This window comes from Reinekea sp. G2M2-21 (assembly GCF_015687175.1).
Classification (GTDB): domain Bacteria; phylum Pseudomonadota; class Gammaproteobacteria; order Pseudomonadales; family Natronospirillaceae; genus Reinekea.
Genome location: NZ_JADPQG010000003.1, coordinates 554,969 through 581,699, shown reverse-complemented (window position 1 = coordinate 581,699; position 26,731 = coordinate 554,969). Strand labels below are relative to the sequence as shown.

The 26,731-nt window shown below is 48.6% G+C and carries 29 protein-coding genes and 1 pseudogene; 20 read left to right on the top strand and 10 right to left on the bottom strand.

The annotated features are described in order from the left end of the window. Positions 1 to 58: 58 nt before the first annotated feature. Positions 59 to 670, top strand: coding sequence for a hypothetical protein (locus IYN85_RS14810; RefSeq protein WP_196159676.1), 612 nt, complete (start codon positions 59 to 61; stop codon positions 668 to 670). Between the two features lie 11 nt (positions 671 to 681). On the opposite strand, the gene IYN85_RS14805 is transcribed toward IYN85_RS14810, so the two are convergent. Next, positions 682 to 1,071, bottom strand: a complete 390-nt coding sequence (locus tag IYN85_RS14805; protein ID WP_196159675.1) for an STAS/SEC14 domain-containing protein — start codon at positions 1,069 to 1,071, stop codon at positions 682 to 684. Between the two features lie 204 nt (positions 1,072 to 1,275). Here IYN85_RS14805 and IYN85_RS14800 point away from each other — a divergent pair, with 204 nt between their 5' ends. Continuing rightward, positions 1,276 to 1,938: a dienelactone hydrolase family protein gene (locus tag IYN85_RS14800; RefSeq protein ID WP_196159674.1), complete on the top strand. Its 663-nt coding sequence runs from the start codon at positions 1,276 to 1,278 to the stop codon at positions 1,936 to 1,938. An 11-nt stretch (positions 1,939 to 1,949) separates the two neighbouring features. On the opposite strand, the gene IYN85_RS14795 is transcribed toward IYN85_RS14800, so the two are convergent. Together IYN85_RS14795 and IYN85_RS14790 are read right to left on the bottom strand one after the other, a co-directional pair. Continuing rightward, entirely contained in the window at positions 1,950 to 2,783 is an 834-nt protein-coding gene (locus tag IYN85_RS14795) for an HDOD domain-containing protein (protein WP_196159673.1), read from the bottom strand. Positions 2,784 to 2,862: 79 nt separating this feature from the next. After that, on the bottom strand, positions 2,863 to 3,846 hold the full coding sequence (locus IYN85_RS14790; protein WP_196159672.1) for an LLM class flavin-dependent oxidoreductase: 984 nt from the start codon (positions 3,844 to 3,846) through the stop codon (positions 2,863 to 2,865). A gap of 670 nt (positions 3,847 to 4,516) precedes the next feature. Here IYN85_RS14790 and IYN85_RS14785 point away from each other — a divergent pair. The 3 genes from IYN85_RS14785 (at position 4,517) to IYN85_RS14775 (ending at position 7,017) form a co-directional block, all read left to right on the top strand. Further along, positions 4,517 to 5,365, top strand: coding sequence for a M90 family metallopeptidase (locus IYN85_RS14785; protein WP_196159671.1), 849 nt, complete (start codon positions 4,517 to 4,519; stop codon positions 5,363 to 5,365). Positions 5,366 to 5,447: 82 nt separating this feature from the next. After that, complete coding sequence (locus tag IYN85_RS14780; protein ID WP_196159670.1) at positions 5,448 to 6,431, top strand: MDR family oxidoreductase; 984 nt, start codon at positions 5,448 to 5,450, stop codon at positions 6,429 to 6,431. 244 nt (positions 6,432 to 6,675) lie between these two features. Beyond that, positions 6,676 to 7,017 (top strand): hypothetical protein, encoded by a 342-nt coding sequence (locus tag IYN85_RS14775; protein ID WP_196159669.1) that lies wholly within the window; start codon positions 6,676 to 6,678, stop codon positions 7,015 to 7,017. A 26-nt stretch (positions 7,018 to 7,043) separates the two neighbouring features. On the opposite strand, the gene IYN85_RS14770 is transcribed toward IYN85_RS14775, so the two are convergent. Next, a complete protein-coding gene (locus IYN85_RS14770) occupies positions 7,044 to 7,862 on the bottom strand; it encodes a LysR family transcriptional regulator (protein ID WP_196159668.1) in 819 nt (272 codons plus the stop codon). Next, the gene (locus tag IYN85_RS14765; protein ID WP_196159667.1) at positions 7,844 to 8,758 is read right to left on the bottom strand and encodes an MBL fold metallo-hydrolase; all 915 of its coding nucleotides are present in this window, start codon (positions 8,756 to 8,758) and stop codon (positions 7,844 to 7,846) included. The genes IYN85_RS14770 and IYN85_RS14765 overlap by 19 nt, the downstream gene beginning before the upstream one ends. A 265-nt stretch (positions 8,759 to 9,023) precedes the next feature. On the opposite strand from IYN85_RS14765, the gene IYN85_RS14760 reads away from it, so the two are divergent. Continuing rightward, a complete protein-coding gene (locus IYN85_RS14760; protein WP_196159666.1) occupies positions 9,024 to 9,899 on the top strand; it encodes an HDOD domain-containing protein in 876 nt (291 codons plus the stop codon). 710 nt (positions 9,900 to 10,609) lie between these two features. Here the strand turns inward: IYN85_RS14760 and IYN85_RS14755 are convergent. Continuing rightward, positions 10,610 to 10,855 carry a DUF2200 family protein gene (locus tag IYN85_RS14755; RefSeq protein ID WP_370592212.1) on the bottom strand — a complete coding sequence of 82 codons (246 nt, stop codon included), beginning with the start codon at positions 10,853 to 10,855 and terminating at the stop codon, positions 10,610 to 10,612. After that, complete coding sequence (locus IYN85_RS25955) at positions 10,852 to 11,055, bottom strand: hypothetical protein (RefSeq protein ID WP_230390745.1); 204 nt, start codon at positions 11,053 to 11,055, stop codon at positions 10,852 to 10,854. Before IYN85_RS25955 ends, IYN85_RS14755 begins: the two co-directional genes overlap by 4 nt. Before the next feature lie 81 nt (positions 11,056 to 11,136). Here IYN85_RS25955 and IYN85_RS14750 point away from each other — a divergent pair, with 81 nt between their 5' ends. After that, positions 11,137 to 12,636 carry a cytochrome-c peroxidase gene (locus IYN85_RS14750; protein ID WP_196159665.1) on the top strand — a complete coding sequence of 500 codons (1,500 nt, stop codon included), beginning with the start codon at positions 11,137 to 11,139 and terminating at the stop codon, positions 12,634 to 12,636. Between the two features lie 202 nt (positions 12,637 to 12,838). Here the strand turns inward: IYN85_RS14750 and IYN85_RS14745 are convergent, their stop codons facing one another. The 3 genes from IYN85_RS14745 to IYN85_RS14735 all read right to left on the bottom strand — a co-directional run bounded on the left by IYN85_RS14745 (position 12,839) and on the right by IYN85_RS14735 (position 18,009). Next, positions 12,839 to 13,618: an AraC family transcriptional regulator gene (locus IYN85_RS14745; protein WP_196159664.1), complete on the bottom strand. Its 780-nt coding sequence runs from the start codon at positions 13,616 to 13,618 to the stop codon at positions 12,839 to 12,841. Positions 13,619 to 13,768: 150 nt separating this feature from the next. Further along, positions 13,769 to 17,260 (bottom strand): discoidin domain-containing protein, encoded by a 3,492-nt coding sequence (locus IYN85_RS14740; protein WP_196159663.1) that lies wholly within the window; start codon positions 17,258 to 17,260, stop codon positions 13,769 to 13,771. A 350-nt stretch (positions 17,261 to 17,610) separates the two neighbouring features. Next, the gene (locus IYN85_RS14735) at positions 17,611 to 18,009 is read right to left on the bottom strand and encodes a hypothetical protein (RefSeq protein ID WP_196159662.1); all 399 of its coding nucleotides are present in this window, start codon (positions 18,007 to 18,009) and stop codon (positions 17,611 to 17,613) included. 219 nt (positions 18,010 to 18,228) lie between these two features. On the opposite strand from IYN85_RS14735, the gene IYN85_RS14730 reads away from it, so the two are divergent. The 13 genes and pseudogenes from IYN85_RS14730 to IYN85_RS14670 all read left to right on the top strand — a co-directional run bounded on the left by IYN85_RS14730 (position 18,229) and on the right by IYN85_RS14670 (position 26,289). After that, positions 18,229 to 18,594: a cupin domain-containing protein gene (locus tag IYN85_RS14730; RefSeq protein ID WP_196159661.1), complete on the top strand. Its 366-nt coding sequence runs from the start codon at positions 18,229 to 18,231 to the stop codon at positions 18,592 to 18,594. 627 nt (positions 18,595 to 19,221) lie between these two features. Then, positions 19,222 to 19,572: a hypothetical protein gene (locus tag IYN85_RS14725; protein ID WP_196159660.1), complete on the top strand. Its 351-nt coding sequence runs from the start codon at positions 19,222 to 19,224 to the stop codon at positions 19,570 to 19,572. 116 nt (positions 19,573 to 19,688) lie between these two features. Beyond that, a complete protein-coding gene (locus IYN85_RS14720) occupies positions 19,689 to 20,174 on the top strand; it encodes a JAB domain-containing protein (protein WP_196159659.1) in 486 nt (161 codons plus the stop codon). Positions 20,175 to 20,872: 698 nt separating this feature from the next. Continuing rightward, positions 20,873 to 21,196, top strand: a complete 324-nt coding sequence (locus IYN85_RS14715) for a hypothetical protein (RefSeq protein ID WP_196159658.1) — start codon at positions 20,873 to 20,875, stop codon at positions 21,194 to 21,196. A gap of 103 nt (positions 21,197 to 21,299) precedes the next feature. Further along, positions 21,300 to 21,932, top strand: a complete 633-nt coding sequence (locus tag IYN85_RS14710; protein ID WP_196159657.1) for a hypothetical protein — start codon at positions 21,300 to 21,302, stop codon at positions 21,930 to 21,932. Positions 21,933 to 22,130: 198 nt separating this feature from the next. Next, the gene (locus tag IYN85_RS14705) at positions 22,131 to 22,595 is read left to right on the top strand and encodes a hypothetical protein (protein ID WP_196159656.1); all 465 of its coding nucleotides are present in this window, start codon (positions 22,131 to 22,133) and stop codon (positions 22,593 to 22,595) included. Between the two features lie 115 nt (positions 22,596 to 22,710). Beyond that, positions 22,711 to 23,238 (top strand): annotated as a pseudogene (locus tag IYN85_RS14700) (CbrC family protein). 99 nt (positions 23,239 to 23,337) lie between these two features. Further along, positions 23,338 to 23,676, top strand: coding sequence for a hypothetical protein (locus tag IYN85_RS14695; protein WP_196159655.1), 339 nt, complete (start codon positions 23,338 to 23,340; stop codon positions 23,674 to 23,676). 155 nt (positions 23,677 to 23,831) lie between these two features. After that, complete coding sequence (locus IYN85_RS14690) at positions 23,832 to 24,209, top strand: hypothetical protein (RefSeq protein ID WP_196159654.1); 378 nt, start codon at positions 23,832 to 23,834, stop codon at positions 24,207 to 24,209. Positions 24,210 to 24,257: 48 nt separating this feature from the next. Beyond that, positions 24,258 to 24,686, top strand: a complete 429-nt coding sequence (locus IYN85_RS14685) for a hypothetical protein (RefSeq protein ID WP_196159653.1) — start codon at positions 24,258 to 24,260, stop codon at positions 24,684 to 24,686. Between the two features lie 85 nt (positions 24,687 to 24,771). Continuing rightward, positions 24,772 to 25,167 (top strand): hypothetical protein, encoded by a 396-nt coding sequence (locus tag IYN85_RS14680; protein ID WP_196159652.1) that lies wholly within the window; start codon positions 24,772 to 24,774, stop codon positions 25,165 to 25,167. Positions 25,168 to 25,349: 182 nt separating this feature from the next. Next, on the top strand, positions 25,350 to 25,652 hold the full coding sequence (locus IYN85_RS26435) for a GNAT family N-acetyltransferase (protein ID WP_196159762.1): 303 nt from the start codon (positions 25,350 to 25,352) through the stop codon (positions 25,650 to 25,652). A 127-nt stretch (positions 25,653 to 25,779) separates the two neighbouring features. Continuing rightward, positions 25,780 to 26,289 (top strand): hypothetical protein, encoded by a 510-nt coding sequence (locus tag IYN85_RS14670; RefSeq protein ID WP_196159651.1) that lies wholly within the window; start codon positions 25,780 to 25,782, stop codon positions 26,287 to 26,289. Positions 26,290 to 26,731 lie beyond the last annotated feature (442 nt).

Below are 26,731 nucleotides of genomic sequence, written 5' to 3'. Positions count from 1 at the left end.
TGACGGCGCCTGTGTTTCGACACAAACGGTCATCAACAACGCCATGAGGTTCACCAAGATGGAATATCGACTGTCCAGTGCATACAACACGGAACTAAGGCAGAAGGGCTATAAACGCAGTTATCAGGTGATCGATGAAGCCACACAAAAAACGCTCGCTCATAGCGATGTGTTTGGCTATGTGTCTCACGATGCGATTACCGTTCAAAACGACTTAGGTGATGTCGCGACGTTAGCACCGAACCGCAAAATCATGCCGTCTGAGTGGACCTTGTCCGATGCAAAGAAGTTACCGTTATATACCTATGCTCGAATGTCTTTGGTCAAAGCCATGAACCCGTTTGGGCGCGATGTGATGACCGTCACCGATGCCCTTTCCGCTCGCACCTTTCATTTGCGAAACACGACTGAAAGCAAATTGGATTTGCTGTTAGGACCCTCCTCAACCGATTGGGTTTTGTTTGAGGGCGACGCGGTTGTCGGGTATTTGGATAGAAGAAAAGACCCGAATGCGCCGTTACCGGGTAATAAAGTTTTGGCCTCATTGAAGCGGTTTATGCAATCGTCAGATTGGGTTTTTGTGTCAACGGAATCCGAGCCTGCGTTGAGTGCCTCCGGTTACCTGATATTGATGTTATTGTTTGAAGAATTGACCAAAGATACCGGTTGAATGGGTCGGATTCATTCGATACCCAACCAGGCGTTTGCCTGTTCTACGTTACTGAACGTTTCGTATCGCACGTGGCTTAAACTCATCATCACTTTCCAGCCATCGAACGCACCTTCCAACCGGCGTTTACCGCCGGTCACGATGGCCACCTTGGGTTCACGGGACACGTCTTTATGGTTGTTAATGGCATCGGCGGTTTGCTCCCAAAAACCCGGGTCACCGGAAATTTTTTCCACTGCCGAAAAATCATATAAACCGTCCTGATTGCCATCAAAAAGAGGATCTTGCGCCAGCTCTTTCAGATGGAGATTGAAGTCGACATAATCGAGAGTGGGTTCGCTGACAGCGGTAATAAGATTGCGATTGGGGTCAATGCTGAAATGGATTCGGGAACTCGGCATACGGCGTCCTGCGGCTACTGCTGACAGCAGAATAGTCCGAAACCCTGAAATTTCCAGCCAGAGGCCTGTCAAAAAGCTGGTTTGCTACGAGTGATCGTGTATAAATACCCGCCGAATGCACACCAAAAAGACCATTATTCTGTTTGACGTCTGTTGCGCGTTGAACCTTTGAACTTCTGACTCAGGACACTAGGAACCCATGTTATGCAAACGCAATTGAAGAGTCGTGATGGACATGAACTGAACGTATGGATTGAACCTGCCACCGGTGAAGCCAAAGGTGGGGTCATTATTCTGCAGGAGATTTTCGGTGTCACCGAGCAGCTGAAGGGCGTCGCTCGCCGGTATGCCGATCTCGGTTATCTGGTGGCAGTCCCGGCGTTGTTTGATCGAGTCGCGGCACCGACCGTGATACCTTTTGAGCAACCTCAGCAGGGGTTACAGACAGTCGCGCAATTGTCCTTGGAAAACACTGTGGCAGACATCGCCGCGGTCGTGGACTATCTCGGTGGACAGAATTTAAAAGTTGGCGTTGTGGGTTTTTGTTGGGGCGGCGGTCTGGCATTACGTTGCGCGCAAACACTCGACATTCACGCGGCTGTGTCTTTCTATGGGACCCGCTTACCGGAATATCTCGGACTGCCGCTCAAGGCGCCGTTTCAGGGCCACTTTGGTCGTGTAGATGGACATACGCCGAAGGACGTGATCGATCAGGTGCAACGCTCGCTGCCGGAGATTGAGGTGTATTGGTACGACGCGGGTCATGCATTTGCCAATGACGCTCGGCCTTCATACATGCCCGAGGCAGCCGGTCTGGCCCACGCTCGTGCGGCTTCGTTTTTTGAGCGGTATCTGACGATGCCATGACCATTGCGTGGCTAGCCGCGCATTACCTCCAATGTGGCGTGTACATCGTTATATTGCATTTTGATGTTGGCCACGGTGTCAGGGTAAAGGTTCAGTACCGTAACGATACTTTTGTAGTCCGGGTGCTCAGACAATTCACTATCCGGTGCGGCACTCCATTGGCACAGCATCCGTCCGGCACGAACCAACACCGCGATCTCCGGCATGGTTTTCACCTCCATCGGGTATTGCGTGATGCCCTGTAAAACTATATCTGGCAACTGCCAAGCTTGCACCATCGCCCGATTTGCCTCCAAAAAAAGCGCTTCTTCCAATTCTAAGGTGTCGGTTTCGTTTAACACAGACTCGCCATTGGTCACCCATTGCAACAGCATCGGCCGTCCGATGTTGTGCAGCAATCCACACAAGAATGCGGTATCCACGTTGCGTCGGCACGCCCGTGCGGCCTCTTTGGACCACAGTCCGGTCAATAGTGAATCACGCCAGATCTGCTGTATTCGCTTTTCAAATCCAGGCGCGTGAAACAGGGTGGCGTTTACGCTGGCAGCAATAGCCACCTCAGCCAGAACGATCATGCCCAGACGGCTGACGGCCTGCTGCAGCGATGAAATATTGCCATTGGGTGAGTAGGCGGGTGAGTTTGCTATGCGCAGAATATGGGCTGCCAGAGTCGGATCACTTTGTATCACCGTGGCCAACTGACTGGCGTCAGAACCCGCATCCTGGGTCAGACCTAAAACTTTCTGTGCGACCTCCGGTAATAATGGAATGTCGACATCGTTCTGGGCAATACGTTTGGTCAGCGTTGCGCGTACCGTTTCAAGCTGAGAGTTGGCTTCAGACATAAAGACTTCCTGCTTTTATCAGTCATGCGGAAAGTCTAGTCTGAAATTTCAACCTGCAATGAGAAACTTCATTGAGGACTTATTGCTCGTCTCGCAACTCGGCCAGCAAACGTAAACTGTGTAACCTTGCTTTGGCATCATGAACCGGAATCGATACGATCAACTCATCGGCTTCCGTCATCGACAGGAAGCGTTCCAGTTTTGGTTTAACCGACGCCTTGGTTCCCACTAACGCATAGGTGAGTACGTGGTCGACCATTTGTTTATCTGCCGCCGTCCAGCGGCCATCCATGCTATCGACGGGGGCCGGAAACGGCGTGTTACCGCCGGTGCGCATCTGTTGAAACTTTTGCTGTACCGACGTAAAAAGATAAGCCGCTTCTGCTTCGGTATCGGCCAGTACCGCCATAATGCCAACCATGGATAAAGGCATTTCCAGCGGTTCGCTGGGGCGGAAATAACGTCGGTAAACCTCAAGTGCTTCGGTCAGTAAATCGGGCGCGAAATGGGACGCAAACGAATAGGGTAGACCCAGTTGCGCTGCCAACTGAGCACTGTAAAGGCTGGAACCGAGTAGCCACAGGGGAACGTGCGTGCCCTGCCCCGGCACCGCGATCACCGGTTGTTCGGCATCGCTCAAATAAAGCTGCAACGCCTGAACGTCATTCGGGTACTGGTCTACCGATGTGTCACTGTTCCGTCGCAATGCCTGGGACGTGCGCATATCGGTGCCCGGAGCCCGACCCAAGCCTAAATCAATGCGCGGTCCATAGAGTTCCGCCAGCGTACCAAACTGTTCGGCGATCACCAACGGAGAATGGTTCGGTAGCATCACGCCGCCGGCACCTATACGGATACTCGACGTCGCTGCACCGATATGAGACAACAGCACTGCGGTGGCGGAACTGGCGACACCTTTCATGCCATGATGCTCCGCCAACCAGTAACGTTTGAAGTTCAACGCCTCAGCCTCCATGGCCATGTTTCGGGTCATGGTTAAAGAGTCCGCAACGGACACCCCTTCGGTAATGGTGGCAAGGTCAAGAATGGAGAACGGGATCATGTTGGGTGCCCAAATACAGAAAGATTGGCTACTGTATTTAAGGGCGTTCAGCCCGGAAACAAGGGCACCGACGTTAGCTCGAAAATGTCACCCTATCGCTCAAAAATCGCGGTATTCCAAAACTCTCGACCTATGATGAAATTTTTTGGGCTAGCGTTTTCTATTTTACCGCTTTTAAAAAAAACACATCTGAATTTACCCTCCGGTGGCGGAAGATGTGTTATTGATCGAGGCACTGACACCGTATCGAAATGCAAAAGGAAATTTGAGTTTTTCACACAAAGACCCAATGCCACACGAGTTGATTGAACGAGTGTTTATGGCGTTGCATAAGCTCGTTCTTAAATCCCCAACGGGCGCGGGCTAGCAACGCACAAACCTTCGTTAAACGCTTTGAAAAGGACTCACCATTCCCTTCAGTGTTCGCCTTGTTTTGCACGCTGCTAGCACACGCGCAGAGATCGACGGACTTTTTAGAGGTGCCCTTAACTTCGATCGCTCGCGTCGGTGTTCCTGTCAGCACACGAGGGGTTTACGAGGTCATGGCGATATTTTTAGTTGATATCACTGTTCGCTTGTGACAGCGAGTTTCCTTTTTTATATCAAGTCAACTCACTGACCGGCAGGGATCCGTGTTAGGATTTTTCCCTTCGTGAAATTGAGAGTCGTCATGTCGCTATTGAACCAAATTTCCAACTGGATATCGGGATTGTTCCGAAAGCCGTTGCCGCAACACGGCCAGATCTGGCAGCAGAGATGGTCTGATTATCTGCAAAAAAAAGTCGGTTTTTACGCGAATTTGAGCGCGGAAGATCGCATCGTTTTCGAAAAACGTGTGCTGCTGTTCTTACACTCTACGGCGGTTGAAGGCGGTGTTGCGGTGGACGTCACAGATGAAGACAAGTTGCTGGTGGCAGCCAGTGCCATTATTCCGGTGTGGGCGTTTCCCAAATGGCACTATTTTAATTTGAAGGCGGTGCACCTGTTGCCCGCAGCCTTCGATGAAAACTTCGTTTGCGGTGGACCCAATGCGCGCATATCCGGTATGGTTGGAACCGGGCCGATGGCGGGTAAGCTGGCGTTGAGTAAGCCGCATCTATACTTGGGGTTTGAAAACCAAAATGACAAAGAGAATGTCGGAATTCATGAGTTTGTTCATTTAATCGACATGGCAGACGGCGCATGCGATGGCTTCCCCGAGCGCTTGTATGATCACACCTACGCCATTCCCTGGTTCGAATTTGTGCATGAGAAAATTGCCGATATCCACACGAAGGAAAGCAATATTCGCGATTATGGCGCGACCAATCCTGCGGAATTTTTCAGTGTCGCCAGCGAATATTTTTTTGAGCGACCGATGATGTTGCAAAAGAAGCATCCGCAACTCTGTGCTACGTTAGAAGCCTTCTATCAACAAAGTGTCCAAGACATTCAACAAGACAAACAGTTCAGCAAGAACGGTCCATGTCCGTGCGGCAGTGGTAAAAAATATAAACGTTGTTGCCTGAGCTTAATTTAGATGCGGCTAAGGTCGGATTGGGTAATATCACAGATCACTTTACAGTGTGTGCACTACGTCACCACAAGACTCAGGAGGTTGTATGTTTCAGGGGTTGTTAATCGAAAAAGACGAAGCCGGATACCGCACCAGTTTGCAGAGCATCGATGAAACGCTGTTGCCGCAAACGGACGTCAGCGTCGATGTGCAATACAGCACATTGAATTACAAAGATGCGTTAGCCATCACCGGTAAAAGCCCTGTGGTGCGTCAGTTTCCGCTGATACCGGGTATTGATCTGATCGGCACCGTCACTCGCAGTGACTGCAGTCATTTCAGTGTGGGAGATACGGTGCTGCTAAATGGTTTTGGCGTTGGTGAAGTTCACAGCGGTGGTTTAGCGCAGAAAGCCAACCTAAACAGCGACTGGCTGATTAAACTGCCTTCCGGGTTCAGTCCGCGGCAGGCGATGGCTATCGGTACCGCCGGTTATACCGCCATGCTCTGTGTGATGGCGCTGGAAAAACATGGTGTGACGCCTGAACACGGACCTGTGCTGGTCACCGGAGGCAATGGCGGTGTGGGCAGTTTTGCGATCAGCCTTTTGGCGAGCCTGGGATACACGGTGGTGGCGTCGACTGGGCGTGTCGATCAGGCCGATTACCTGAAAAAACTCGGTGCCACAGAGATTATCGACCGGGCGGAGCTGTCTGAACCGGGCCGGCCTTTGGGAAAAGAACGGTGGGCCGGTGCGGTCGACTCGGTGGGCAGCCATACGCTCGCCAACGTGTGTGCAACAACGCGATATGGCGGCTGTGTGGCCGCCTGTGGCCTGGCTCAAGGGTATGATCTGCCGGCCACGGTTATGCCATTCATTCTGCGCGGTGTGACACTGGCGGGTGTGGACAGTGTGATGCGTCCCTTGGCCGACCGCGAGCAAGCTTGGCAACGACTTGCCGAGGTTTTGGATGTCTCGCTACTGGATGACATCGTTCAGGAGATCACCTTGGCTGAGGCTATTCCAGCGGCGGAGAAATTGCTGGCCGGTCAGATTCGTGGTCGTGTGGTTGTTAATACTAACAAGTGAGAACTACGCAGCTTCTTCGCTTGTTGGGATCAGCCTGTATAAAATGGTTCAGGGCTAGTTTGGTTTATCGTTCAAAAAAGTTTGTTTTTTGCCAAGAGGGTCGCAAAAAACAGATAACCATAAAATATATGCCTGGAGTCTGTTTTATAGTACTCGACCAATTTGTGACGGAAGATGAATCAGGATTGCTTGCTAGGTTCTGAATGTCGGGTCATTTTTTAGAAAACGTTAAAAGGATATTATCATGTCAAAGACAATTTTCTCCGCGAAATTAAATGCTGTTGATGGTTTTAATGAACCTGTCCCAGTTCAGGGTATTCCCGGGTGGACCGTATTTAAAAAACGACAAAGTGAAATTTATGAAGTAACCCATAATCTCGGGCTTTCGCATCCGGAGTTAGAGTTTCAGGTAGTGGCAACCCCCATGAGCGACAACGCGAGAGTTGTCGTGGAATCAGTTGATGAAAACTCTTTTACTCTGTCAACATGGTCTGTTAAAAGTGGTGGTGCTATGCAAACCGATCTCATGTTTATTGCTTCGAGCAGTATTTCACCACCATCGTCTCCTCAATTAAATAATTCTTAATTATCCAATTTATGGTCAACGCTAACTCAGCGACCACCCACTAAAATCTCCCGGTTCTCGTAACCGGGTGAAACGGCCCAACCCAAGGTCCGGGTTGGTCGTTCAAAATCGTCAAAAAAGGGCAACGACACAACACGAATCCCAGCCACCTTATCCGACGGAATCGGTGCGAAGCAGACACCGAAGCCTTTGGCGACCATCAGCTGCGCCCATTCCTCGGTTGGGGCCTGCGCGCTCACCGTTAAGGTCAGGCCCAACTGTTGTTGCAGTGCGACCCACAAATGCCGGTTTTCACAAAAGGGTCGCTCAATGAACTCAAGTTTCTGTAAACCTTCCCATCCCGTTGTTTTGAAGTCGAAGCGCAGGCTGTCTGGCGTCAGCAAACAATAGTCGTCTTTCCACAGTGGAATGAAGTCGTAACCTGGCGGGCATTGGGTGATAGAACAAAGGTGCAAGTCCGCGTTGGGTGTGTCATTCACAAAATGCCAACGGGTGTCTTTGGCCGTTTTGCTCAGCACATCCAATACCCAATTGAACCGGCTTAACGGTAAATGCACATCCAGGTTCACCAAGCGCTTGGTCTTGCTCGGGGCCGGTTTGAACAGACTGATAATCGAGTCACTGTCGGCCAGCAGCCGTTTAGCGTGTTGGTACAGAAGATTTCCCGCCTCTGTGGGCGTTACCCCCGTTTTTTCACGGATCAACAGGGTGCAATGCAGTTCACCTTCCAGTTTCTGTATGGCTTGTGAAATGGATGGTTGGGCGACGTGGCAGGCCTGAGACGCGGCGGTGATGGAACCGGTCTCATAGGCACTGACAAAATATTTTAAGGTTCTGATTTCCATAATGGCCCTGCAAGTCCTTGAGGGAATTGTGGCAAGGTTGCCACCTGTTGTTCATCGTGCACCGGCACGATCACAAGATCCGGATCCTGTAAGCTTAGTTCATGCAGCAGATCCAGCGTATCTTGTGTTTGCTGTTCGTCATCATTTAATTTCACCAGCCGTTTAATCAGCCAGGAACGTTTTTTGTTGTTCTGTATACCCTTCACAGTCCAGGTGGCATCGCCGATAAAAAAGTAACGCTCATTCGCCGACAGCTCTAAATACAGGCCAAGCTGGCCTGCGGTGTGACCGGGCAGATTCACCAGAACCACGGTACCGTCACCAAACACGTCCAGACTGCGCTCAAAACCTAAGAAGGGACGGGCAGGTAAGCTAATAGCCTGCCAGTTGACGGACTCCGTTAAGGTCTCAGGCAGAAAGCTCGGACGTGTTCCGGCTCGGGCGGCGGCGAGTTCCTGTGACTGCACCCAGACCGGCGTCTCGGGAAAGTCCGGTAAACCGCTGGCGTGGTCCCAATGCAGATGGGAAGGCACGATAAAATCGATCTGCGTGAGCGGAATGCCTGCCGCCTGTAATTGCTCCGCGACCGGTGTTACCGCGCTGTGGGCAAATATCTTGCGCCCCAGCCAGGAGAATTCCGCGAATTGCGCGTCAATGTTTTTACCTAAACCGGCGTCGTATAAGAACAGGCTGTCGTTGTGTTGCACCAACACCGCCCCTTGCACCAGCGCTCGTTGGTGCCACAGTCGACCGCCTTTGACGAGAAAGGCTTCTGCCGTTGGGTTGGCGTAGCTGGTGGTGATAAAGCTGAACGAAAGAGGCTGTTCATTCCGTGTGTCATCAGCCCATGTCAGGGAAGCCAGGCATAGTAGGATTGTTAGTGGGAAAAATCGCATGGAAGTTACTCGGTTTTGAATGTCGTGCCAGTCTAAGACGAGCTTAATAATAGTTAAAATATAATATATATCTATTATCCATAGTTAATATGTTGCTATACGTGGCGTGCTGCGGATAAGCCAACGACCTAATCCTTTCGAGGGAGTGCAGCATTGGGGGTGCTGTACTAAGCTGAACGGGTTACTGACACGTTCTTTGCCGGTATATTGCGCTCGGCGATCAATACGCAATTTGCGTCATCACCTGAAAAAAGTGAAAAATCAGATGTTTAATGTCACCGAAGAAAAAGCCAAAGATGTTGTAAAAGGGCTCATGGTGCCGCCCCAGCCCGAGGTTTTGCTTAAAATTCAGCAACTGCGACAAAATGAAAAAGATTTTTCTGTGAAGAAATTGGCCGACCTGATCTCGACCGATGTCGGCATCTCTGCCTTTGTGTTAAAAACCATTAATTCGCCCATCTACGGGTTCAACAAAACCGTCGTCGACATCGTGCAAGCCGCCATGTTATTAGGCGTCGACAACGTCGTAAACCTGGTGGCATTTTATGAATATCGGCAAGCCATGCTCGGCAAACCGAGTTGCATTTCGATGGAACGCTATTGGGATACGTCGTTAGACATTGCCGCGCTCATGTCTTTAACCGTTGAACGTTTAAATATGCTCAGCCGTCTACCCAAAGAATACGCTTACAGTGCCGGTTTATTTCACAATTGCGGTTTGCCGGTTCTCTCTATGCATTTCAACGATTATCAGGAAATTCTGCGTCGGATTAATGAGTACGCCGACCATGAATTTACCGAACTGGAAGACGACAGCCTCAACACCAACCACGCCATTGTGGGTTATTTTGTCGCGCGCAGTTGGCACTTCCCGGAAATTATCTGTCAATTTATTTTGATGCATCACGAACATGACTTGTTAACGCAAACGGGCATCGACCCGCAGATCAAAGACTTATTTGCGCTGCTCAAAATCTGCGACAACGTCATGAGCAAGCATCGACGTCAGACCGAAGATAATGAATGGAGCCTGGTTCAGGAAGCGGTACTGTCGCATTTTGTGTTGAGCGACGATGACTATCAAGACCTCGAATCCTTCTTGCTGGACGAACTTGGACCCGTAAGGGGAATAACATTTTAAGTTTTGCTTAGAAGCCAAATTAAAATTTCAGGAGTCCTTGAAACTTGGTACAACTACGCATTCATTGTCGTGAAGAATTATCCAGAACTGACGATTCGTTAATGGTTTTTAATGAAAGAATGGATGCTGATTTCTTAAGCGTAGTTCGCTTATATCTGTATCATTAACATTATTCTGAGGCATGGTTTTATTGGAAGTTTATTTCCAAGGGGAGATCCCCTTGCACCCCCCTTCTGTCGCCCGCTTTGGTATTCTGCCCTAATTGTCACTTTCTTCGAACGGTCGCTTGAGCGTGCGTCCCTGCACGCGCGGCGCTTCCAAGGGCATCCATGCCCTTGAATCCGTTGCGACTTGCCAATTAATTCAGCCAAAGCAGATGCGACGGAGCGGTTATTTACGCCGATATCGGCAATGGCTTTCGATTGGTTGGTCAAATGAAGGTGTAGCAGAAATCAACTATAGAAATATCTCTCCTGAAGGCAACTCATGCGGCTGGAATTGTTAAGGGCCGAGCCCGAATCGTCGGACGGGTTCCTCCCTTGACGGAGACAATCTTCCAACTAAATCTCAAAAGAATGATGCCAATGCAAAAGTAGGTACCATGGTAGATCTCCCCTTGGAAAGAAAAATCCTCCAAGAAATCCTCTTATTAAAATGTAATTCTCTTTTGCATACCCTTTAAAAAACCCTACCCATCACAATGCCGATCCTTAGGCAGTACGTAAGATCTTCTCCATCTTTTTGCCTTTGGCTAACTCATCCACCAACTTATCGAGATAGCGAACTTTTTGTGTTAACGGGTTTTCAATGTCTTGTACTTTGTGACCGCAAATTGAACCGGTAATCAGGTGTGCGTTCGGGTTTAACGTGGCCTGCTCAAAAAATGTTTTAAAGGACTCTTCTTCTGCAATCAGTTGTTGAACCCGCGCGGGGTTGAACCCGGTTAGCCACTCTATAACGTTATCCAGTTCTGCCTGGGTGCGACCCTTCTCATGGGGTAAACAGAGCCGAATATCATGTTAGCCATGCGTTCGTCGTGTTTGGCGGTGGTGGTCATGTGGTTTTCCACGTGCGTACAGTGATCGGGGCAGTTTAGCGCAGGCACTTTGGCGACGACATGCTTTTTTACCGGTTCGCCGCCACGGCGCGGTTGCACATTATTTCCTTATTCATTGCACAATCTGCGAAGTTTTTTCCATTACAGTAAGGATTCCATCAATGAATGCCGAGGTGACTTATGTCGTTGCGTATCTTACTGCTGTCCAGCGCGCTTGTGTTTTTAACAGGCTGCAATGAAATCTTGCAAGCCGCCGATTCGGCGAACAACAGCGAAGACCCGCTCGACAACGCAACGAGCGAACGTGTGAACGACACGGAATTGCGCCAGTTACTGAGCATGCGGAACCTGGATCGGCCGATTCGAATTCCAGCCAACCTGCCGGACATTCAGTCGCCCATCGCACAGCTGGGTAAGAAGCTATTTTTCAGTCAGTCACTCAGTGGCGATTTGAACGTGGCCTGCGCCAGCTGTCATTACCCGGAACTGGGTGGTGCGGATGCGCTTTCGGTGTCTATCGGTGTGAACGCGGAAGACGCCACTATTCTGGGTGAACTCCGCCGCGCCACCAACAATGACTTCGCCGTGGGCCGCAACGCCCCAACCGTCTTTAATACCGGCCTGTGGCGTGAGCGGTTGTTCTGGGATGGCCGCGTTGAGTTCATTGATCAGGGCAGCATTAGCACGCCGGACTCTGGTTTTAATCAGGTCGACGCGAACGCCGGTACCACACTGGCCGCCGCCCAGGCAGGTTTTCCGGTAGTCAATGAAGATGAAATGCTCAACACCAGCTTTGCAGCTAACAGCACCACGGCGGAGGTGCGCAGTCACCTGGCACAGCGCCTCGGCAGTTACGGCGCACACCCAGATGCCTTCGACCGCAACGAATGGCTGAATGAGTTTCAGCAGGCTTTTGGTTCCAATGCGTCGGCAGAAACACTGGTAACCTTTGCCAACATCGTCTTTGCCATTGGCGAATACGAACGCAGTATGGTGTTTGTAGACTCGCCCTTTCAGACTTATGTCAGTGGCGACGACAACGCGTTAACAGACGCTCAGAAACGCGGCGCGGTACTGTTTTTCTCTGATGTTAATTCCGGCGGTGCCGACTGTGTGCGGTGTCACCGTGGACCCACCTTTACCGATGAAGGCTTCCACCAGGTAGCGTTCCCTCAGTTTGGTCCTTTAACCGACAATACCAATGGCGATACCGGACGGGAATCGTTCACTGGCCAACGACGCGACCGTTATCGCTTTCGCACCCCGTCTTTGTTGAACGTGGCACTCACCGCGCCATACGGACATGCCGGCACTTACGCGACCCTGGATGACGTCGTGGCCCATTACAACGACCCTGAACTGAAAGTCGCCAGCTTTTTCAGTAACCGCGACTGGTGTGAATTACCGCAGTTTTCACACTTGAATAATTGCGCGCAACTTTACAGCAATGCACAAACACACTCTGCCAGTGCGCTCACCGAGTTGCGAAATCAACCCAATGACGCTAACGCCCCTCGCTTGCCGGACATCAACCTCAGCGCCGACGAACAGCGCGACCTGGTGGCCTTCTTGCACAGCCTGACCGACCCATGCGCCGCCGACGAAGAATGCCTGACACCCTGGGACGCCGACCCTGTTCTGGATAATCCGGACGGGCAAGTACTCGACGCCCAGATTTAAATCGCCGGTCGCAAAACGAACAACGCGGCAGAGGCGGTCGATATTGCATTCCCGTGTTGTTATCGACAGGGTTATCCCCAGAAAATGGGGATAACCCTGTCGAGATAACAAGCACTGACTCGTTTTTAATGCACCAAACTAGCCTTCATCATGGATTCTATAGTGGTTGTCTGAACGGCCACATCTAAAGCGATCCTAAAAATTAGGCTGATGACGCGCTACCGTGCAATTGGCGATACTCCAACGGCGCCATTTGATGTGTTTTACCAAAGGCTCGGATAAACCCGCTTTCACTTTGGTAGCCGCACATATAGGCGATCCACTTGACCGGTTTGTCGGTCTCTGTCAGGTATGCTTCCGCGCGTTGCAGGCGCAAGCGTTTTAAGTATTGGTACGGCGGCAAACCGAATTCCTGATGAAACAGATAATTCAATTGATTGGTGGTCAGATTAAAATTTTCCGCAATGCTTTCGGTGCTCAAATGTTCGCGGATGTTCACTTGCAAAAAATTCAGAATACCATCCAGTCGGCTGCCGCCATGTTGGTTGGCTTCGGCAAAGGGCACTAAGTGCAAACGGCAGGCACTGTACAGGTAATGGCAATAGGTGAGCGAATCGTAACGGCACCGTTGCAGGCAGTGCAGGGCGTCATCGGTAAACTGCTTTGGTGTTAATGGTCCTGTCCAACGATACAAATTTCCATCGCTGGGCGGTTGGGCTTCTTTCACCAAAAAAGACAGCACCACGCATTCATAGGGCGTGCCGTCCGGGTCACTGTGAATGGTTTGTTCGCCTTCGTGCATCCAGATAACATCGCCGGCACCCACCAAGGTTTCCTGACCGTCTTTTTCAAAGACGGCGCGACCAGACAGCACAATTTCAAATTCTTCGTGTTTGGGTTTTATGATACGGGACGCAAAGCGTTGATTGCCGGTACGGAACGGCATAAGTGCCCAAAGACCAATGACGTTACTGGTAGACAACGTCGAACCTCACTGTCTTAAAATCGAGCCTCACCTTGCCACAGAACCAAAAAAATCGGAACCACTTTGGGTTCCGATTTCGCTACGACTTTTTGCTAACGCCTTTCGGCATTAACTTTTTTAAAACAACACTGCTACGACTGCAGGGGATTAATAACCGGTCACGCTGACTTCGTAAATGGAGTACCCCCAATTGTTACCGACGCTGCGTTGTAACATATTCAAACGCAGGTATCGGGCCGACTCCGAAAGTTCAAACGAATCCTCACGGTTGCCAAACGTACCGCCGTTTTTCAGTGCCGCCAAATCCCATTGCAGACCATCGGTCGACACCAACACTTCATATTGTTGAGCGTTCGCCGCTTCCCAGTTCACGTTTAAACCGTGCACGGTTTTCACGCTGCCCAAGTCCAGTTGCAACCATTGACCGTCGTTAACGTGCTCACTTTCCCAACGGGTACCGGCGTTGGCATCCACCGCCAGCGCTGCCGCCTGCATTTCACTGCTGGCGGTTGCCTCGCTGACTGTGAGTGGCTTGTCCACCGGGTCGACAGGGCCATTCAGTAAACCCGTAACCTGCCACTCGTATACCGAGTAGCCCCAGTTGTTGCCAGCACTGCGCGACACACATTCCAGTTTCAGGTACCGGTAGCTGCCGCTCAGTGCGAAGGTGTCGGTACGCGCTCCAAATTGACCGCCACTGTGTTGGTACAACGGAGTCCAGGTTTGACCGTCGTTGGAACCGAGCACGTTATAGCTGCCCGCATTCGCGGCTTCCCACATCAGGCTGGCGGAGGTCAGTGACGCCGAAGTGCCAAAGTCCAGTACAACGTCGGCCGTCGCCACATCAAAGGTGGATTCCCAGCGGCTGGTCTCACTGTTGTCATTGATCAGCGCAACGGGTTGCAGCGCACTGCTTGCGGTGGCGCTCGCCAGCAACGCAATGTTCTGGCCCGGTGGTGGCGTGACATCATCCCGGAAACTCACGGCAATGGTGTGGGTTTGATCAATGTTATTCAGCGTGAATTGACTGACCGCACCGACCGACACACCGTCGATCAACACATCGGCCACCACTTTCCCGGGGTCGGCGCTGAACGTGTAGGTAGCTGAATCGGTTTTCGTCATGGCATAGCGTGCACCACTGGCCGGGCTGATGCTGCCGCCGTCCGTGAGTGGCAATACATACACCCGGTAAGGTTTGTGGTCGATCGCCATCAACTGCACGTCGGTGACCTCAACCAAACCGCCAGCCGGTGGCCGGAAGAAAAACTCGAAATCGCGTTCGCCGACTGCAGGTGACTGCGCGAACTGCGAGAACGACTCATAAACGCCATCGGTCGTGCTGGGTGTCCAATCGAGCATGGTTTGGTTGTTGCCAAAATTCACCTTGAACTGATCCAGGCTGCGCTCTGGTGAATTGTCACCCGCCACCAACACTTCGGTAATTTCAAAAAATTCCGGAATGCGCACCTTCAAGGACAGGTCTTGCCCTTCGGCAACACCGTCGTTACCACTGGCACGCGTCGCCAGTGAACCGTCTATCGCCCGGCTGGCAACACCCCACCATTCGTTTTCCCAACCCGCGCTGGTGCTGACCAGATTGGTCGCATCCAGAGCCGCCACACTCGGTAAACCCGTGCCCAGGTAAACCGTACGTCGCAGCACTACATTGTCGAGACTCAAACCCACTGTACCGAGGTTGCCCATTAAAAACGCCACGCGACCCGGTGCATTCATTCCGGTGTAATCGAAGCTGAACGTCAGGTGTTGCGGTACGCCGGTTAACGACACTGTTTCTTTCAACGCGGTCATGGCCGGAGAAGGATTCAGGTCGTCCTGCGATACCCGTACCACGAATTCGCGTGCCGCGTCTGAAGTCACATCCAAACTCAATTCATAACGGTAATCGCGCTTCAGCGTAAACCCAGATTGATGCAACTGCACCGAACCTTCGTCCGCGCCAGCATTGGTCAGGCTTAACACCGCCGCACCGGACTCTGTGTTAAACACCGGGTCCGCGCCGTTAAACGCTTCGCGTGTCCAACCTTGTATGCCTGAGCTGAAATCGCCATTGTCGAGTACGTTAACCGCAGGGTCTTTCATCACGGTGCCCGCAGGCATGGGGTATTGGTCGGCCACATCTTCAAAGGCCATGACTTCCAATAGCCAGATCGGGTTGGCCTTATCCAACCGCCCTTTGGTGACCAGTTTTAACTGGCGGAAAGTTTTCTGAATAGGCATGGTGTGCGTCGCCCAGCTGGTGCTGGTTTGTTCGCGGGTGGTCACTAACTCCCACTGACCGCCGTCGCGCTTGCCATAAATGTCGTACGCTGCTGGCAGGTTCCAACCCCATTCAATCCACAGGTAATCGATCAGCTTATCGCTGCCGTAATCGATATCGATCCAGTGCAATTCATCGTCGGCCGGCGTTGCCCATTTCGAACCGACATAACCGTCGGCCGCGTTGTCCGGCCCGTTATTGCGCAATTCATCCGGGTAGCCCGTATCCTGGTACGCATCGCCCGTTACCGCAACCGGCGCCAACCAACCTTTCAGATTATAAAACCCTTTTGTGTTGTTGCTCTCCCGGAAAAAACTGGACTTGGAATCGTCCACGTATTTCGCTGTCGGTTCCGACGCTGGCAGCGGCCAATGGGCGACGTAGTCGATCAGGAAGTCGGTACCGTCGCGACCGATGTTGGCATCCATCGCGGCCACATCGAGGTATTCGTACTGACGTACACCCTGCGCATCCACATACGAACCGCCCGTCGCATTCGCCACATTCGGATCGGTTGACCATTTCAGGTAATGACCCACGTCCGGCCACTCCACATGGCTGATGGCGTGGTTCAGAATCATCCGCATCGGTGTGACATAAGGCCAGGGTTGATCGTCCCCCTGGTTCTCACGTGAAAACGTCTGCGTCAGCACGCCATTCACATACCACTCCACCTTGTCCGGCGTTTTAATCACACCGAACGTGTTGTAACTGTTGCTCGGCTCTGGAATGCCCAGATTCTGATACGACAGCCCAACGCCACCGTGTACCGTGTAAGGCGCTGTCCAAAAGGTTTGCGGCAGTAAATCTGGATTCGCCCCAGTGAACTCGACAATGTCCAATTCCTGACACGCCGTCCAACCCACATCCGGGTAATTACCTAACAACCACCAGGCTGGAAACTCCGCATGACGGGCCGGTGGCATCTTAATTCGTGCTTCAAACTTCCCGTAGGTAAAGGTAGTGTCGTCGGTAATTTGCGACTCAATTCGACCGGAACGTATGAACAACGGTTTACCATCTTTGTTGTAGTAATCCTGAATTTCACCGTCCATAAAGCGCGCTTTTAAATTCAGCACCGCCCCATCGGTCGCACCGGCATCCGGCTGACCGGTACGAATGGTCCAATCCGCCGCCGGGAATTCTACATCCTGGTAATCGATATCCTCACCGTTTACAAACACATCGCTTTCTACCTTCCACTTACTGCGGTCAAGCGTACTACCGTCGAATTGGTCCACGAAATCCGCATTGGTATTCGGTGTTGCCCAATAGGCATCGTTGTAATCGAGTGCCCACAAAGGCGTCGCGCAAGACATCAGTACAGCCGATGTCAGCAGTTTGGTTTTGTAGATCATAAGACCTCCGTAGTTATATTTGTTGGAGTACTTCTGTGCGTATTCTTCTGAGCTCAAGCACGCAGTCTAACAATCTGCAAACCAACCAAACCCGTAGATGACTGACCAAAATCGTGATGAATTGACCAAAACAGGAAATCACCCGATAACACGCCAGTAACATTGGACAGCGTTGGAGTGAGGGCGGTCGTGATATTTTTTTTACCTTAATTCTTTTGGTATTCGTGCGGGTAGGTGGTTTAGTTTTTTTCCTTCCAAGGGGCGATCCCCTTGAACCCGTTGCGACCTGCCAAGTAATTCAGCCAAAGCAGATGCGACGGAATGGTTATTTACACCTATACCGAAAGTGGTTATTTATTCGTTTTGTAGGAGCGAACAACCGAGGCACGAGGGCGGTCGGGATATTTTTTGCATTCGATGCAGATAATTGATGTTTGTGCTGGCAGACAGTTCAGTTTTTTCTTTCCAAGGGGCGATCCCCTTGAACCCCCTTTTTGTCGCCCACTTTGGTGTTCTTCTTTAATTGCCACTTTCTTCGAACGGTCGCTTGAGCGCTCGTCCCTGCACGCGCGGCGCTTACAAGGGCATCCATGCCCTTGAATCCGTTGCGACGTGCCAATTAAATCAGCCAAAGCAGATGCGACGGAATGGTTATTTACACCTGTGTCTGCAATGGAATGCGATGAGGTTTTCAAAAATTGGCGTGAAAGAAATCGGTTGTAGAAATGTCTTTCGAGTTGGCGGCTCAAGCCAGTCTTTCACCGCCTTTCAAACGACTGCGCGAAACAATTCACGATTCACAGGCTGCGTATGCTGTAGTCAGCACCGGGCGGTCCGATGTTTCGGGAACCTTCTGTTCAGGCTCGCTTTACAAAATAGGATAACTCTGGTCAAAATACGGTTTTGCGTGGGCGTTAAATATCTTTCACTAGCTCGCGCCAATTAAAAGGTACTTATAAGGAAGCCCAATGGAAAAGAAAGCCATAAATTTTAAGGAAAAGTTTTCAAAATTTTCTGAGCACTGGTCACCTCGTGTCGTTGCTGAAATGAACGACTATCAGTTCAAACTTGCCAAAATTAAAAATGAATTTGTTTGGCACAATCACCAAGATACCGACGAAGTATTCATTGTTATTGAAGGCGCAATGGATATTGAGTTTCGAGATGGAAAGGTGCACTTAGAAGCAGGGGAAATGTTCGTGATTCCGAAGGGCGTAGAGCACAAGCCCTTCGCAGAGCACGAATGCAAAATAATGTTCGTAGAACCCAGAGGCACAAAGAATACAGGCGATGTCGAATCCGAGCTTACCGCAGAAGACGATGTTTGGGTTTAAGCGTTCGGCAAAGTGGTGTTGATCGCCACGTTTTCGACAGCGAGTACGAACCGGCACATTCAATATTGGTAGATGAGGCGTAAATAGCTGTTCCGTCGCATCTGCTTTGGCTGACATAGCTGACACGCCGCAACGGATTTAAGGGCAGGGATGCCCTTGGAAGCGCCGCGCGTGCAGGGATCGCCGACTTGTCGGCGCACGCTCAAGCGACCGTTCGAGCGATGTGTCAGTTATGGAAGAGAGCCAAAGCGGGCGACAAACGGGGGTGCAAGGGGGCTGCCCCCTTGAAAAAAAAATACATAATTAAACCACGTCTTGAAATATCCAAATGCCACAAATTTAAATTCAAACTCGATAAAACGATGAAAACCCAAGGCCATCAATCTGATGAAAAAAACACATCTACACTTTGAATAAACCAAATTTTTTAGACGCCCATCACAATAACCTCACCTCACACAAAAAATAAATTGTGTTCATTCCTCACCCAGTGTTTTATACAGGTTGGCTTTTCAGAAAATTCAGGAGGCAAATAACAGAAAGAAAGTAGCGTAAAACTAAGCGCTACCCAAGAGTGCGTCAACACTCAAGGGCAGCTAACCACAACCGATACTATGGATATCAATTATGGCTAAGCAAGATTCTAAGCTAGAGCACCGCTCGTTCCAAGAAAAAATCCTCTCACAAGAAAAACTAAGCGCACAAAACAGCGACCTTCAACACCCCGTTGAAGCGAAAAACCCTTGTGACCCCGCAGTAAAACAAACAATGGCCAACCGGCACCGAAACCCACAGATAGAAACCGACCCCGCGTATTTACGCGCCCTACACTGGTGGCGTTTTCGTATTGCCCTGGCGTTGTACACCGGAGCTTTTCCAAATTCGATGCGGCTAAAGCCGTGTTCCGTGACATTCGTGAGTTATAAACAGCTGTTACGCCTGTACAAAACGCGCGCGCTGTACCCGCGCAAAAAATAACAGCACACGCACTAATACACAGAACACATTGCTTAGCCACACATCTTGCCTGCGCACGCAGGCAAGGTTTCTGATGCTTAAAAACAGAAAACGAACTAACGAAAAGCGAGAAAACCATGTACAAAAAAATCACCAATATCGACGTTGAACTGCTGTTCACCCACGCCCACCAACGTGAACTGGAAAAACCCAACCCGGTTATACTCGATAGCATCGCCCGTGCCGAGCTATACATCGCCAACACCTTCATCCACTTAAAACACGAAGCCATTCACGCACTTATGCTCAGTACCCGCAGTGTGCTTTTGGAAAGCCGACCCATTCTCACCGGTAAATTCTCACTGAAAGAACTCACCACCAATTTACTCATCAGCCACATTATTCAGGCTAACGCTACTCGTTTAATACTCATTCACCACAACCCGAAAGGAAACTTATCAATCAAAGACAAACACTTATTGGAAGCCACGCGAATAAAAGACCGCCTACTGGAATACTCCATATGGCTGGACGACTTCTTTCTCATCACCAAAGCGGATAGCAATAACAATGGCTACAACCGAATGAACACCACTTCACTCGCCAGACTCGGTTTGGTGTAAATCGATATACGTAGGAGCCTTCGGAGCAACGCGGAGAGGCGATATCTTAGTGGGACGGGTTTCAGCCTGACAAATTAAAATGTCTACGCTGAATCCGGCTTTGCAACCTAGAGACGCGAAACTATAAGCCCCTTTCGTTCGCACAGAGCGCGAAGCAGTCGAAGGGGCAATGATTTTGTAAGTCGCGGCGTCAGCCCGACAAACCAGTACCTCTGCGCAGTAACCTTCGGCGCAATGCGCAGACGCACCGATTATGTTGGTTGGTCTTTAGGCCAACAATTGAATTTTTGAAGCGAAGTCAGCCATGCAACCACCCCCATGGTTCGCGTTTTCTCCCCAATTACGGGTAACCTTTGCCCAGTCACTTAAAAAGAAAGCCACATTCGCGCTAAAAAAGCCGTTGCGCCGCATTTTCCGGGAAATGCCAGGATATCTATGCACGCGCGGCAAAACCCAGGCGAAAACAGAATGACCATTTCCCGCTTATTAAACTAACCCTCATGAATAGGGCGTTTCAGGCGCACGAGTATTTCGGTATAAACCGCTCGTGCGGTTTTTTAGGGTGATCAGATTGACAATAGTGTTTGCACCGCCGAATATGACTGACATTGAGCCGAATATGAACAGAAACCAATTCTGCATATGCGGCGCCGGAAAAAACCGCAGTGGCGGCATATGAAACTGTTAGCTTCTAGTATATGAGAGATAACTTAAGCAAAAAGGAAGTTCTTAATGAGCTTTCAGAGGCAAAAAAGGTAATTTCTGGTTCCGAGCTTTCCTCTGTTTGGGATGACGTCCAAGTTGAGCCGATACTATGGACGCAGAACCAGTACAACTTCGATGAAGAGTTTTGGGTAATCGCCGTGGTTCAAAATTATTGTCTCTATTTCAACTTTGTTGAAGAGGGATGGGGTTGGGGCAAGTTCGTCACTAAGGGAACAATATCGTCCTACCAGTGGGAGCAAGAAGAGATTCATGAGGCATTTCTATGGCGGTATAAGGAGCTTGAGCTTGAAAGCTAACAAGACACTGTTGCAAGTTGCCCCGCCAGAAACCGCTAGCGCGGCGGGCCAATGGACTCGCTCCTTCGTCGCTCGCCACAAAGTCGAACGTTAGGTATCTACTATGGACTTCACTTATGAGGTAGCGACCGTACATGTACTGGATGAACTTGGAGTTCCAAAGTCATTTCAAAATGAAATTGAGGACAATTTGTTTGGATATCCTAAAATTGCTTATAACCTCGAAAAAAGAATAGCGATCATACCCGAAGTAACAAACCCTTTTGTACTTCCAAACCATTCATTTGTTCTCTTTATCAATGATTATTCATTTCTAATTTCAGTAGTAGGAGCGGCCGTGCGAGATAACATGATGGTTGAGGCATTTGCAAATGAAGATTTGTATTTATTCAATGACTTCTCACTTGTAGAAATAGTAAGGAGTGGACTCAATTACATAAAAGACGTTAGATTACCTATCGAAAATATTTCAGTTAGAAAACCCCGATCCGAATTTAATTGCGTAGTACGCACCACTGAAGAAATAATTGAGTATATAAATCTAATGTCTGAGAAAGTATCTTTCTATGAAGAGAATGATGCCTACTCACTGTTATTGTCACTAATTCGCGTTAGTGAGCAAGTTCGATTTGTCGAACTTGGCGACCGTACTAATTGGGTCGGCCTAACAGAAAAAGCAAGGGAAATTTTTGAAAGCACATTTACGCAGGTTGCGAATAAATTACGAGCTACCTAACAAAACCGTGTTGTGGATTAGTATCCACCGTTACTGAAAAACGTTAGTTTAATGGAAGTATAATGCCGCTACCTAGATTTCTCTCTTTAATTCTTGCTTTTCCAGTTTTTGGTTACGCGTGCACAGTGGGTGATCGATTCTCATATTTTGACTCTAGCAAAAAAAATAGCGACTACATTTCTTTAGAAATTATTCAATATGGTGAAGAATTACCTGAACCAAAAGCCGTCGAGTTGCAGAGACCCCAATTGGCAAGTAGCTAACATTGTCAGAGGAGTATCACCAATCACTGAATACCAGACTTCTTGTGATGATATTGGCCTGATTGAGTTAAAGATTGAAGTTAGTGAAAGAAATAGACATGTTGGTTATTTTTTTGGAGTTCAGGGCTCAGAATCATCGACTTTTTTCCCGTCTGAAGCTATATCATTCATCGAGAACGAGAATGGTGAAGGTATTGTGGGATTTTACTGGCTTGATGGGTTCGAAGAGTATCAAGAAGAAATTGACTTTTATGCCTCAATAGTTGAAGTAGACATAAATGGAAAAACTGGAGATGAGCAAGTATTGCATATATATGACCAAGGCAACCCACGTCCCGCACATTCTGAAACCGACAAGCCAATAAAAGACAAACCTTGGTGGTTATTTTGGAAGAAATAATGCTAACAAATTCAATCACCCGCCCACAAATCCACTACGCGGTGGGCATTGGACTCAATCAGGCTGCGCGCAATTTCGCCGGTGTTGAAAAACGTTAACTTTCTCAGGAGAAATCATGGAATTCCCGAAGTTTAAATATCATCCAGACCCGATTTCGACGGGTGCTATCAAAGAAAGCAATGAAACTTGTGAATGCTGTGGTGAAGCTAGAGGTTACATATATGCCTCTAATCTATATGCTGAAGAAGAAATTGAGTTTATCTGCCCTTGGTGCATAGCAGATGGCTCAGCAGCAAAAAAATTCGATGGTATGTTCTCTGATGATTATCCGCTGCAAGAAGCTGGAGTGTCTAAAGAGGTAATCTCTGAAATATGTGAGAGAACGCCGGGTTATAACTCTTGGCAGCAAGAGGTATGGCAAGCCCACTGTGGAACCCCTTGAGAGTTTCACGGCGACGCCGAGAAAGAGGAACTGACTAATCTGAAAGGTGAGGCGCTAAAGACCTTCCTCCGAACAGAAATGATAAATTCGGAGATATGGCAAAATATCCTTGAGCATTATGAGAAAGGTGGTAATCCAGCAGTCTACAAGTTCAAGTGCACTGACTGTTCAGAAGTCATTTACACAATGGATTTTGCATAGTGCCAAAAGTTAACAAGCGCATGTGGTCGGACTGTTTTTCCGCTGCGCTCAAAACCAGCCGCAAGTGCGGGCGTTAAATTCAGATTATGGAGCTCTAAATTGGGTAATACTATCTCGGAAAAAGAAAGTCAAAACACACCTCTATCCCAGGCATCTGGAAGGAAAAAATTTTTAGTTGCAGTCCCAAGTGCTGCTGTAATTACTTTTTTGGCTGCGACAGGGGTGGCGGTTAGCTTTACAAAGATGTTGGCAGTGATTCTCTGGGCCTATGCGGTAGTCGGGCTTATAGAACTACTTACAGGTGGAAAACTTGCAACGCTATCTGCCTCTTGGGAAACAATGGCAAGTTGGAAAAAATTCATAATAAGCACTCTTGTAATAGGATTTTCAATAGTACTATTCCTAAGTTTAATGCCAATTGTTGCGCAGTTTGTTTAGTGGCTTTTACAAATTCAACAGGGCCCGGCACCATCAGGCTCGCTTAAAGTCGGTTCGCGGCGGGCCTTGGATTCGCTCCTTCGTCGCTCACCGCTAGTTTTGAGTTATGTGTTTTAGAGAGTTATATGTGCCTTGTAGTTTACTTAGCAAGTAGTATGGAACTGTCGCAGTTAGCATGGGATGAGCATCACCCGAGTATTCATTTGACCGATTTGTCGGAAGGCGAAGATGTCATACGGAAAAAATTTTCTTTAGAGCACGTTTATTCTTTGGGTTCCCATCAAGGATGTGGCTGTGGATTTATCAAGGAAGGAGCTTCAGATGGGATTGAAAAAGTCCAAATCCAGAAAGACTATGATGCTCTGGGTTACCTGATTTCAGCTGGAGTATTAAAAGGATTCAAGTACCAAATTTATACCTGTTGGGACGGGGATCAGTGGAAAAAACACGAAGATTCCAAAGGCCTAAAGTTATCAGAAATCATCTTCCCGGAATTTGAATTTAGGGAAAAGGTACTTTTTGAAATCACATAAAAAATTAGCTCCAGGGCGCTGAGTAAGGCGTTACATTTGAGGTAGAACATGCGTATAAGAAGGAATCAACAACAAATATCTGTAAGAGGGGAAATTGCACCTCATGAACTTGTTGATGAGTCAGAATTTAATAGCACTCTATTTCGTGAAAATGTTGTAAAAGCGGAGCTCAGTAACTATAGCGACCATTTAATAAGTATCAATGCCGCAGCAGATCTTCAGTTATCAGGTGAATATGATAGTTCAGTAGATTCATTCAATTCTGGTGAGCACTTGTTTTACTTTCGAATACAAAACCCTGAAGAGGTTCTTGAGTTGAGGTTTCGTCAAGGTGTAATAGACGTCGGTCAAAACGGAAAGAACCATCTAGATCTACTTTTCAAACTGGCTGACTCTTTGGATGCTGAGTTACTGAGTGATTTTGGTCGACCTTTAGATAAACCTATTAGAAAAAAGAAGTTCCTCGGATTGTTCTGATTAAATGTAACAGGCCCGTCTTGTGGATTAGTTTCTGCTTCGCACCAATTAACCTTAAACGGAAACGTTAGTAGCAAGGAAAGCCATGAATCAAGCCATACATTTCAAAACCTCCTTGTTTGACGTGGCAGCAGAAAGAGAAAATCCGATTAATCCAATTTACGGATTATCCCTGCTTGAATGGCTACAGAGCGAAAGCTTAGCTGAACTGACTTTTGCAAAGCCTGAGCCAGAAGATTGGGGTTGGTATTGTAAGATTTATTTCGAGGGTAAATCTTATTTAATTGGTTCTTGTGCATTGTTGGAAGTCGGCGAAAAGCAAGAGGGTGAAGTTGAGTGGGTCCTTCAGGTCGTTAAGCACCGTAGTTTTTACGATAAATTATTAGGGCGTGAAAAAATGGACGCTTCTGATCCTTGCTGTCGTTACTTTATGAATCTTTTTGAAAGTAGGCCAGAATTTAAGGATGTTCAACTTGGTTAATTAGTGAGCAGGGCACGTTTGCAAGTTGTCCCACCAATATCCGCGTCGCAGTTAACAAAAAGGGCACTAATGCATTATGAGCACAGTTTATTTGGTCCGGCTCGGCGAGGCCGGTGACGATCGTATCAGCGATGTTACCTATACAGCCAAAACGAGTACGACAAGGCATTGACTAAGCACGGATTCAAAAAGGGCAGAAAGTTAACGCTCAGCTGATTCTCTTTCCAATTGAACATGAGGATTATGAAATTGGATATGTCCTGAACCCGAGTTTTTGGGGTTTGGGTCTGGCGACAGGAATCGTCACGGCTCTTACGGATTTTGCATTTTCGTTGCGCGCGTTGTGCGTAAAGGCCTGCGTCAGAGAGACGAACCTCATTTCTAAGCGGATAATCCTGAAGCTTGCTTATGTTGAGGTAGGTAACGAGTTTGGGGAGGATGGTGTCAACCGGTTGTACTTTAAAAAAGATAAAGCGACGAGTTGACGTCTTGGTAGTAAATCAGACAAAAATTCTGGGAGATGTATCGCGTAGCATGGTACTCCCGGATTGTTAACCATCGAATAATTTCGATGGCAACAAGTTGTGTTAAATTGAGGTATTTAGAATAGTGATGAAAACTGTTTCATTGAAAAGAAGTAAGGTTGATTCTATTTATCCGGTAATCCTGTTGCTCTATGTCGCTATTTTCTTCGATGAAACGTCTAGTAGACCGATAGGCATAGTGTTTATGGTATTTTTACTATTGATGTTGGTGCTGTTGGTCGTTCGACCCATCGCCAGTATATCGGGTGAGTATCTCAAGGTTCAAAGAAACCTTCTTACCAAGCCGGTCAGTATTTTAGTGCGAGATATCATACGCATAGAATCTTACGGCTCAGGTGAGGTGCCAAAGAGATTTGTTGTGTTTTGGCGGTCCCACAAGCAAGAGTTTAACTTTGCGCAAAGCAATTCGCTATTTCGCGATTTTATTGAACGTCATCTGAATTTAAATGTCGTTCATACGATAGATGAGAAAGACCGTTCGTTAGTGTTGCCGGATAGGGTCTTGATTATCGGCTCATCTATCGCGCTTTTGCTGCTGGTGATCTTCCTCGTTGCCACCGGTGTCCTCGGGAAATGAAGAGTCCTTTTTTTAGTTGGTAATTACTGTGTTTTTTTAATAGTGCTATTAAGGTAAAAGACTATGGTTGTAAGAAAAGATATCTTGTTGGTGTTCGTTGCCGGTATTGTATGTTCTTTTTCTTTCGGGGTTTACCAGTTCTATGCGGTTAAAGCGAGTTCCAGTAATTCCTCTGGTGCTGTTTTCTACCTCTTTTCGATCCCTGTGCAAATCATTTTTCTGAGTCGGTTTTTCTTTAAGCGAAGTGTGAGTCACAATCTAGAAAATAAGATTTTCCTACTTTATGGTTTGCTTTTGGTAATAAGCTTGGTCGCAATTTTTTGTATCTATTTTCAGTTTGGCGGTCGGTTTTAAATGATATATCTCTATTTTAGGAGCAAAAGCTCTCTGGGAAAATTCTTTTTTCATACAGGAAGGGTTTAGGCTTGGTAGCGCTAAAAAT

Excerpts from the sequence above, each read along its gene's own strand:
- IYN85_RS14810 (WP_196159676.1), top strand. The coding sequence starts at position 59 with ATGGAATATCGACTGTCCAGTGCATACAACACGGAACTAAGGCAGAAG.
- IYN85_RS14805 (WP_196159675.1), bottom strand. The coding sequence starts at position 1,071 with ATGCCGAGTTCCCGAATCCATTTCAGCATTGACCCCAATCGCAATCTT.
- IYN85_RS14800 (WP_196159674.1), top strand. The coding sequence starts at position 1,276 with ATGCAAACGCAATTGAAGAGTCGTGATGGACATGAACTGAACGTATGG.
- IYN85_RS14795 (WP_196159673.1), bottom strand. The coding sequence starts at position 2,783 with ATGTCTGAAGCCAACTCTCAGCTTGAAACGGTACGCGCAACGCTGACC.
- IYN85_RS14790 (WP_196159672.1), bottom strand. The coding sequence starts at position 3,846 with ATGATCCCGTTCTCCATTCTTGACCTTGCCACCATTACCGAAGGGGTG.
- IYN85_RS14785 (WP_196159671.1), top strand. The coding sequence starts at position 4,517 with ATGTCGCTATTGAACCAAATTTCCAACTGGATATCGGGATTGTTCCGA.
- IYN85_RS14780 (WP_196159670.1), top strand. The coding sequence starts at position 5,448 with ATGTTTCAGGGGTTGTTAATCGAAAAAGACGAAGCCGGATACCGCACC.
- IYN85_RS14775 (WP_196159669.1), top strand. The coding sequence starts at position 6,676 with ATGTCAAAGACAATTTTCTCCGCGAAATTAAATGCTGTTGATGGTTTT.
- IYN85_RS14770 (WP_196159668.1), bottom strand. The coding sequence starts at position 7,862 with ATGGAAATCAGAACCTTAAAATATTTTGTCAGTGCCTATGAGACCGGT.
- IYN85_RS14765 (WP_196159667.1), bottom strand. The coding sequence starts at position 8,758 with ATGCGATTTTTCCCACTAACAATCCTACTATGCCTGGCTTCCCTGACA.
- IYN85_RS14760 (WP_196159666.1), top strand. The coding sequence starts at position 9,024 with ATGTTTAATGTCACCGAAGAAAAAGCCAAAGATGTTGTAAAAGGGCTC.
- IYN85_RS14750 (WP_196159665.1), top strand. The coding sequence starts at position 11,137 with ATGTCGTTGCGTATCTTACTGCTGTCCAGCGCGCTTGTGTTTTTAACA.
- IYN85_RS14740 (WP_196159663.1), bottom strand. The coding sequence starts at position 17,260 with ATGATCTACAAAACCAAACTGCTGACATCGGCTGTACTGATGTCTTGC.
- IYN85_RS14730 (WP_196159661.1), top strand. The coding sequence starts at position 18,229 with ATGGAAAAGAAAGCCATAAATTTTAAGGAAAAGTTTTCAAAATTTTCT.
- IYN85_RS14725 (WP_196159660.1), top strand. The coding sequence starts at position 19,222 with ATGGCTAAGCAAGATTCTAAGCTAGAGCACCGCTCGTTCCAAGAAAAA.
- IYN85_RS14720 (WP_196159659.1), top strand. The coding sequence starts at position 19,689 with ATGTACAAAAAAATCACCAATATCGACGTTGAACTGCTGTTCACCCAC.
- IYN85_RS14715 (WP_196159658.1), top strand. The coding sequence starts at position 20,873 with ATGAGAGATAACTTAAGCAAAAAGGAAGTTCTTAATGAGCTTTCAGAG.
- IYN85_RS14710 (WP_196159657.1), top strand. The coding sequence starts at position 21,300 with ATGGACTTCACTTATGAGGTAGCGACCGTACATGTACTGGATGAACTT.
- IYN85_RS14705 (WP_196159656.1), top strand. The coding sequence starts at position 22,131 with ATGGTGAAGAATTACCTGAACCAAAAGCCGTCGAGTTGCAGAGACCCC.
- IYN85_RS14690 (WP_196159654.1), top strand. The coding sequence starts at position 23,832 with ATGGAACTGTCGCAGTTAGCATGGGATGAGCATCACCCGAGTATTCAT.
- IYN85_RS14685 (WP_196159653.1), top strand. The coding sequence starts at position 24,258 with ATGCGTATAAGAAGGAATCAACAACAAATATCTGTAAGAGGGGAAATT.
- IYN85_RS14680 (WP_196159652.1), top strand. The coding sequence starts at position 24,772 with ATGAATCAAGCCATACATTTCAAAACCTCCTTGTTTGACGTGGCAGCA.
- IYN85_RS14670 (WP_196159651.1), top strand. The coding sequence starts at position 25,780 with ATGAAAACTGTTTCATTGAAAAGAAGTAAGGTTGATTCTATTTATCCG.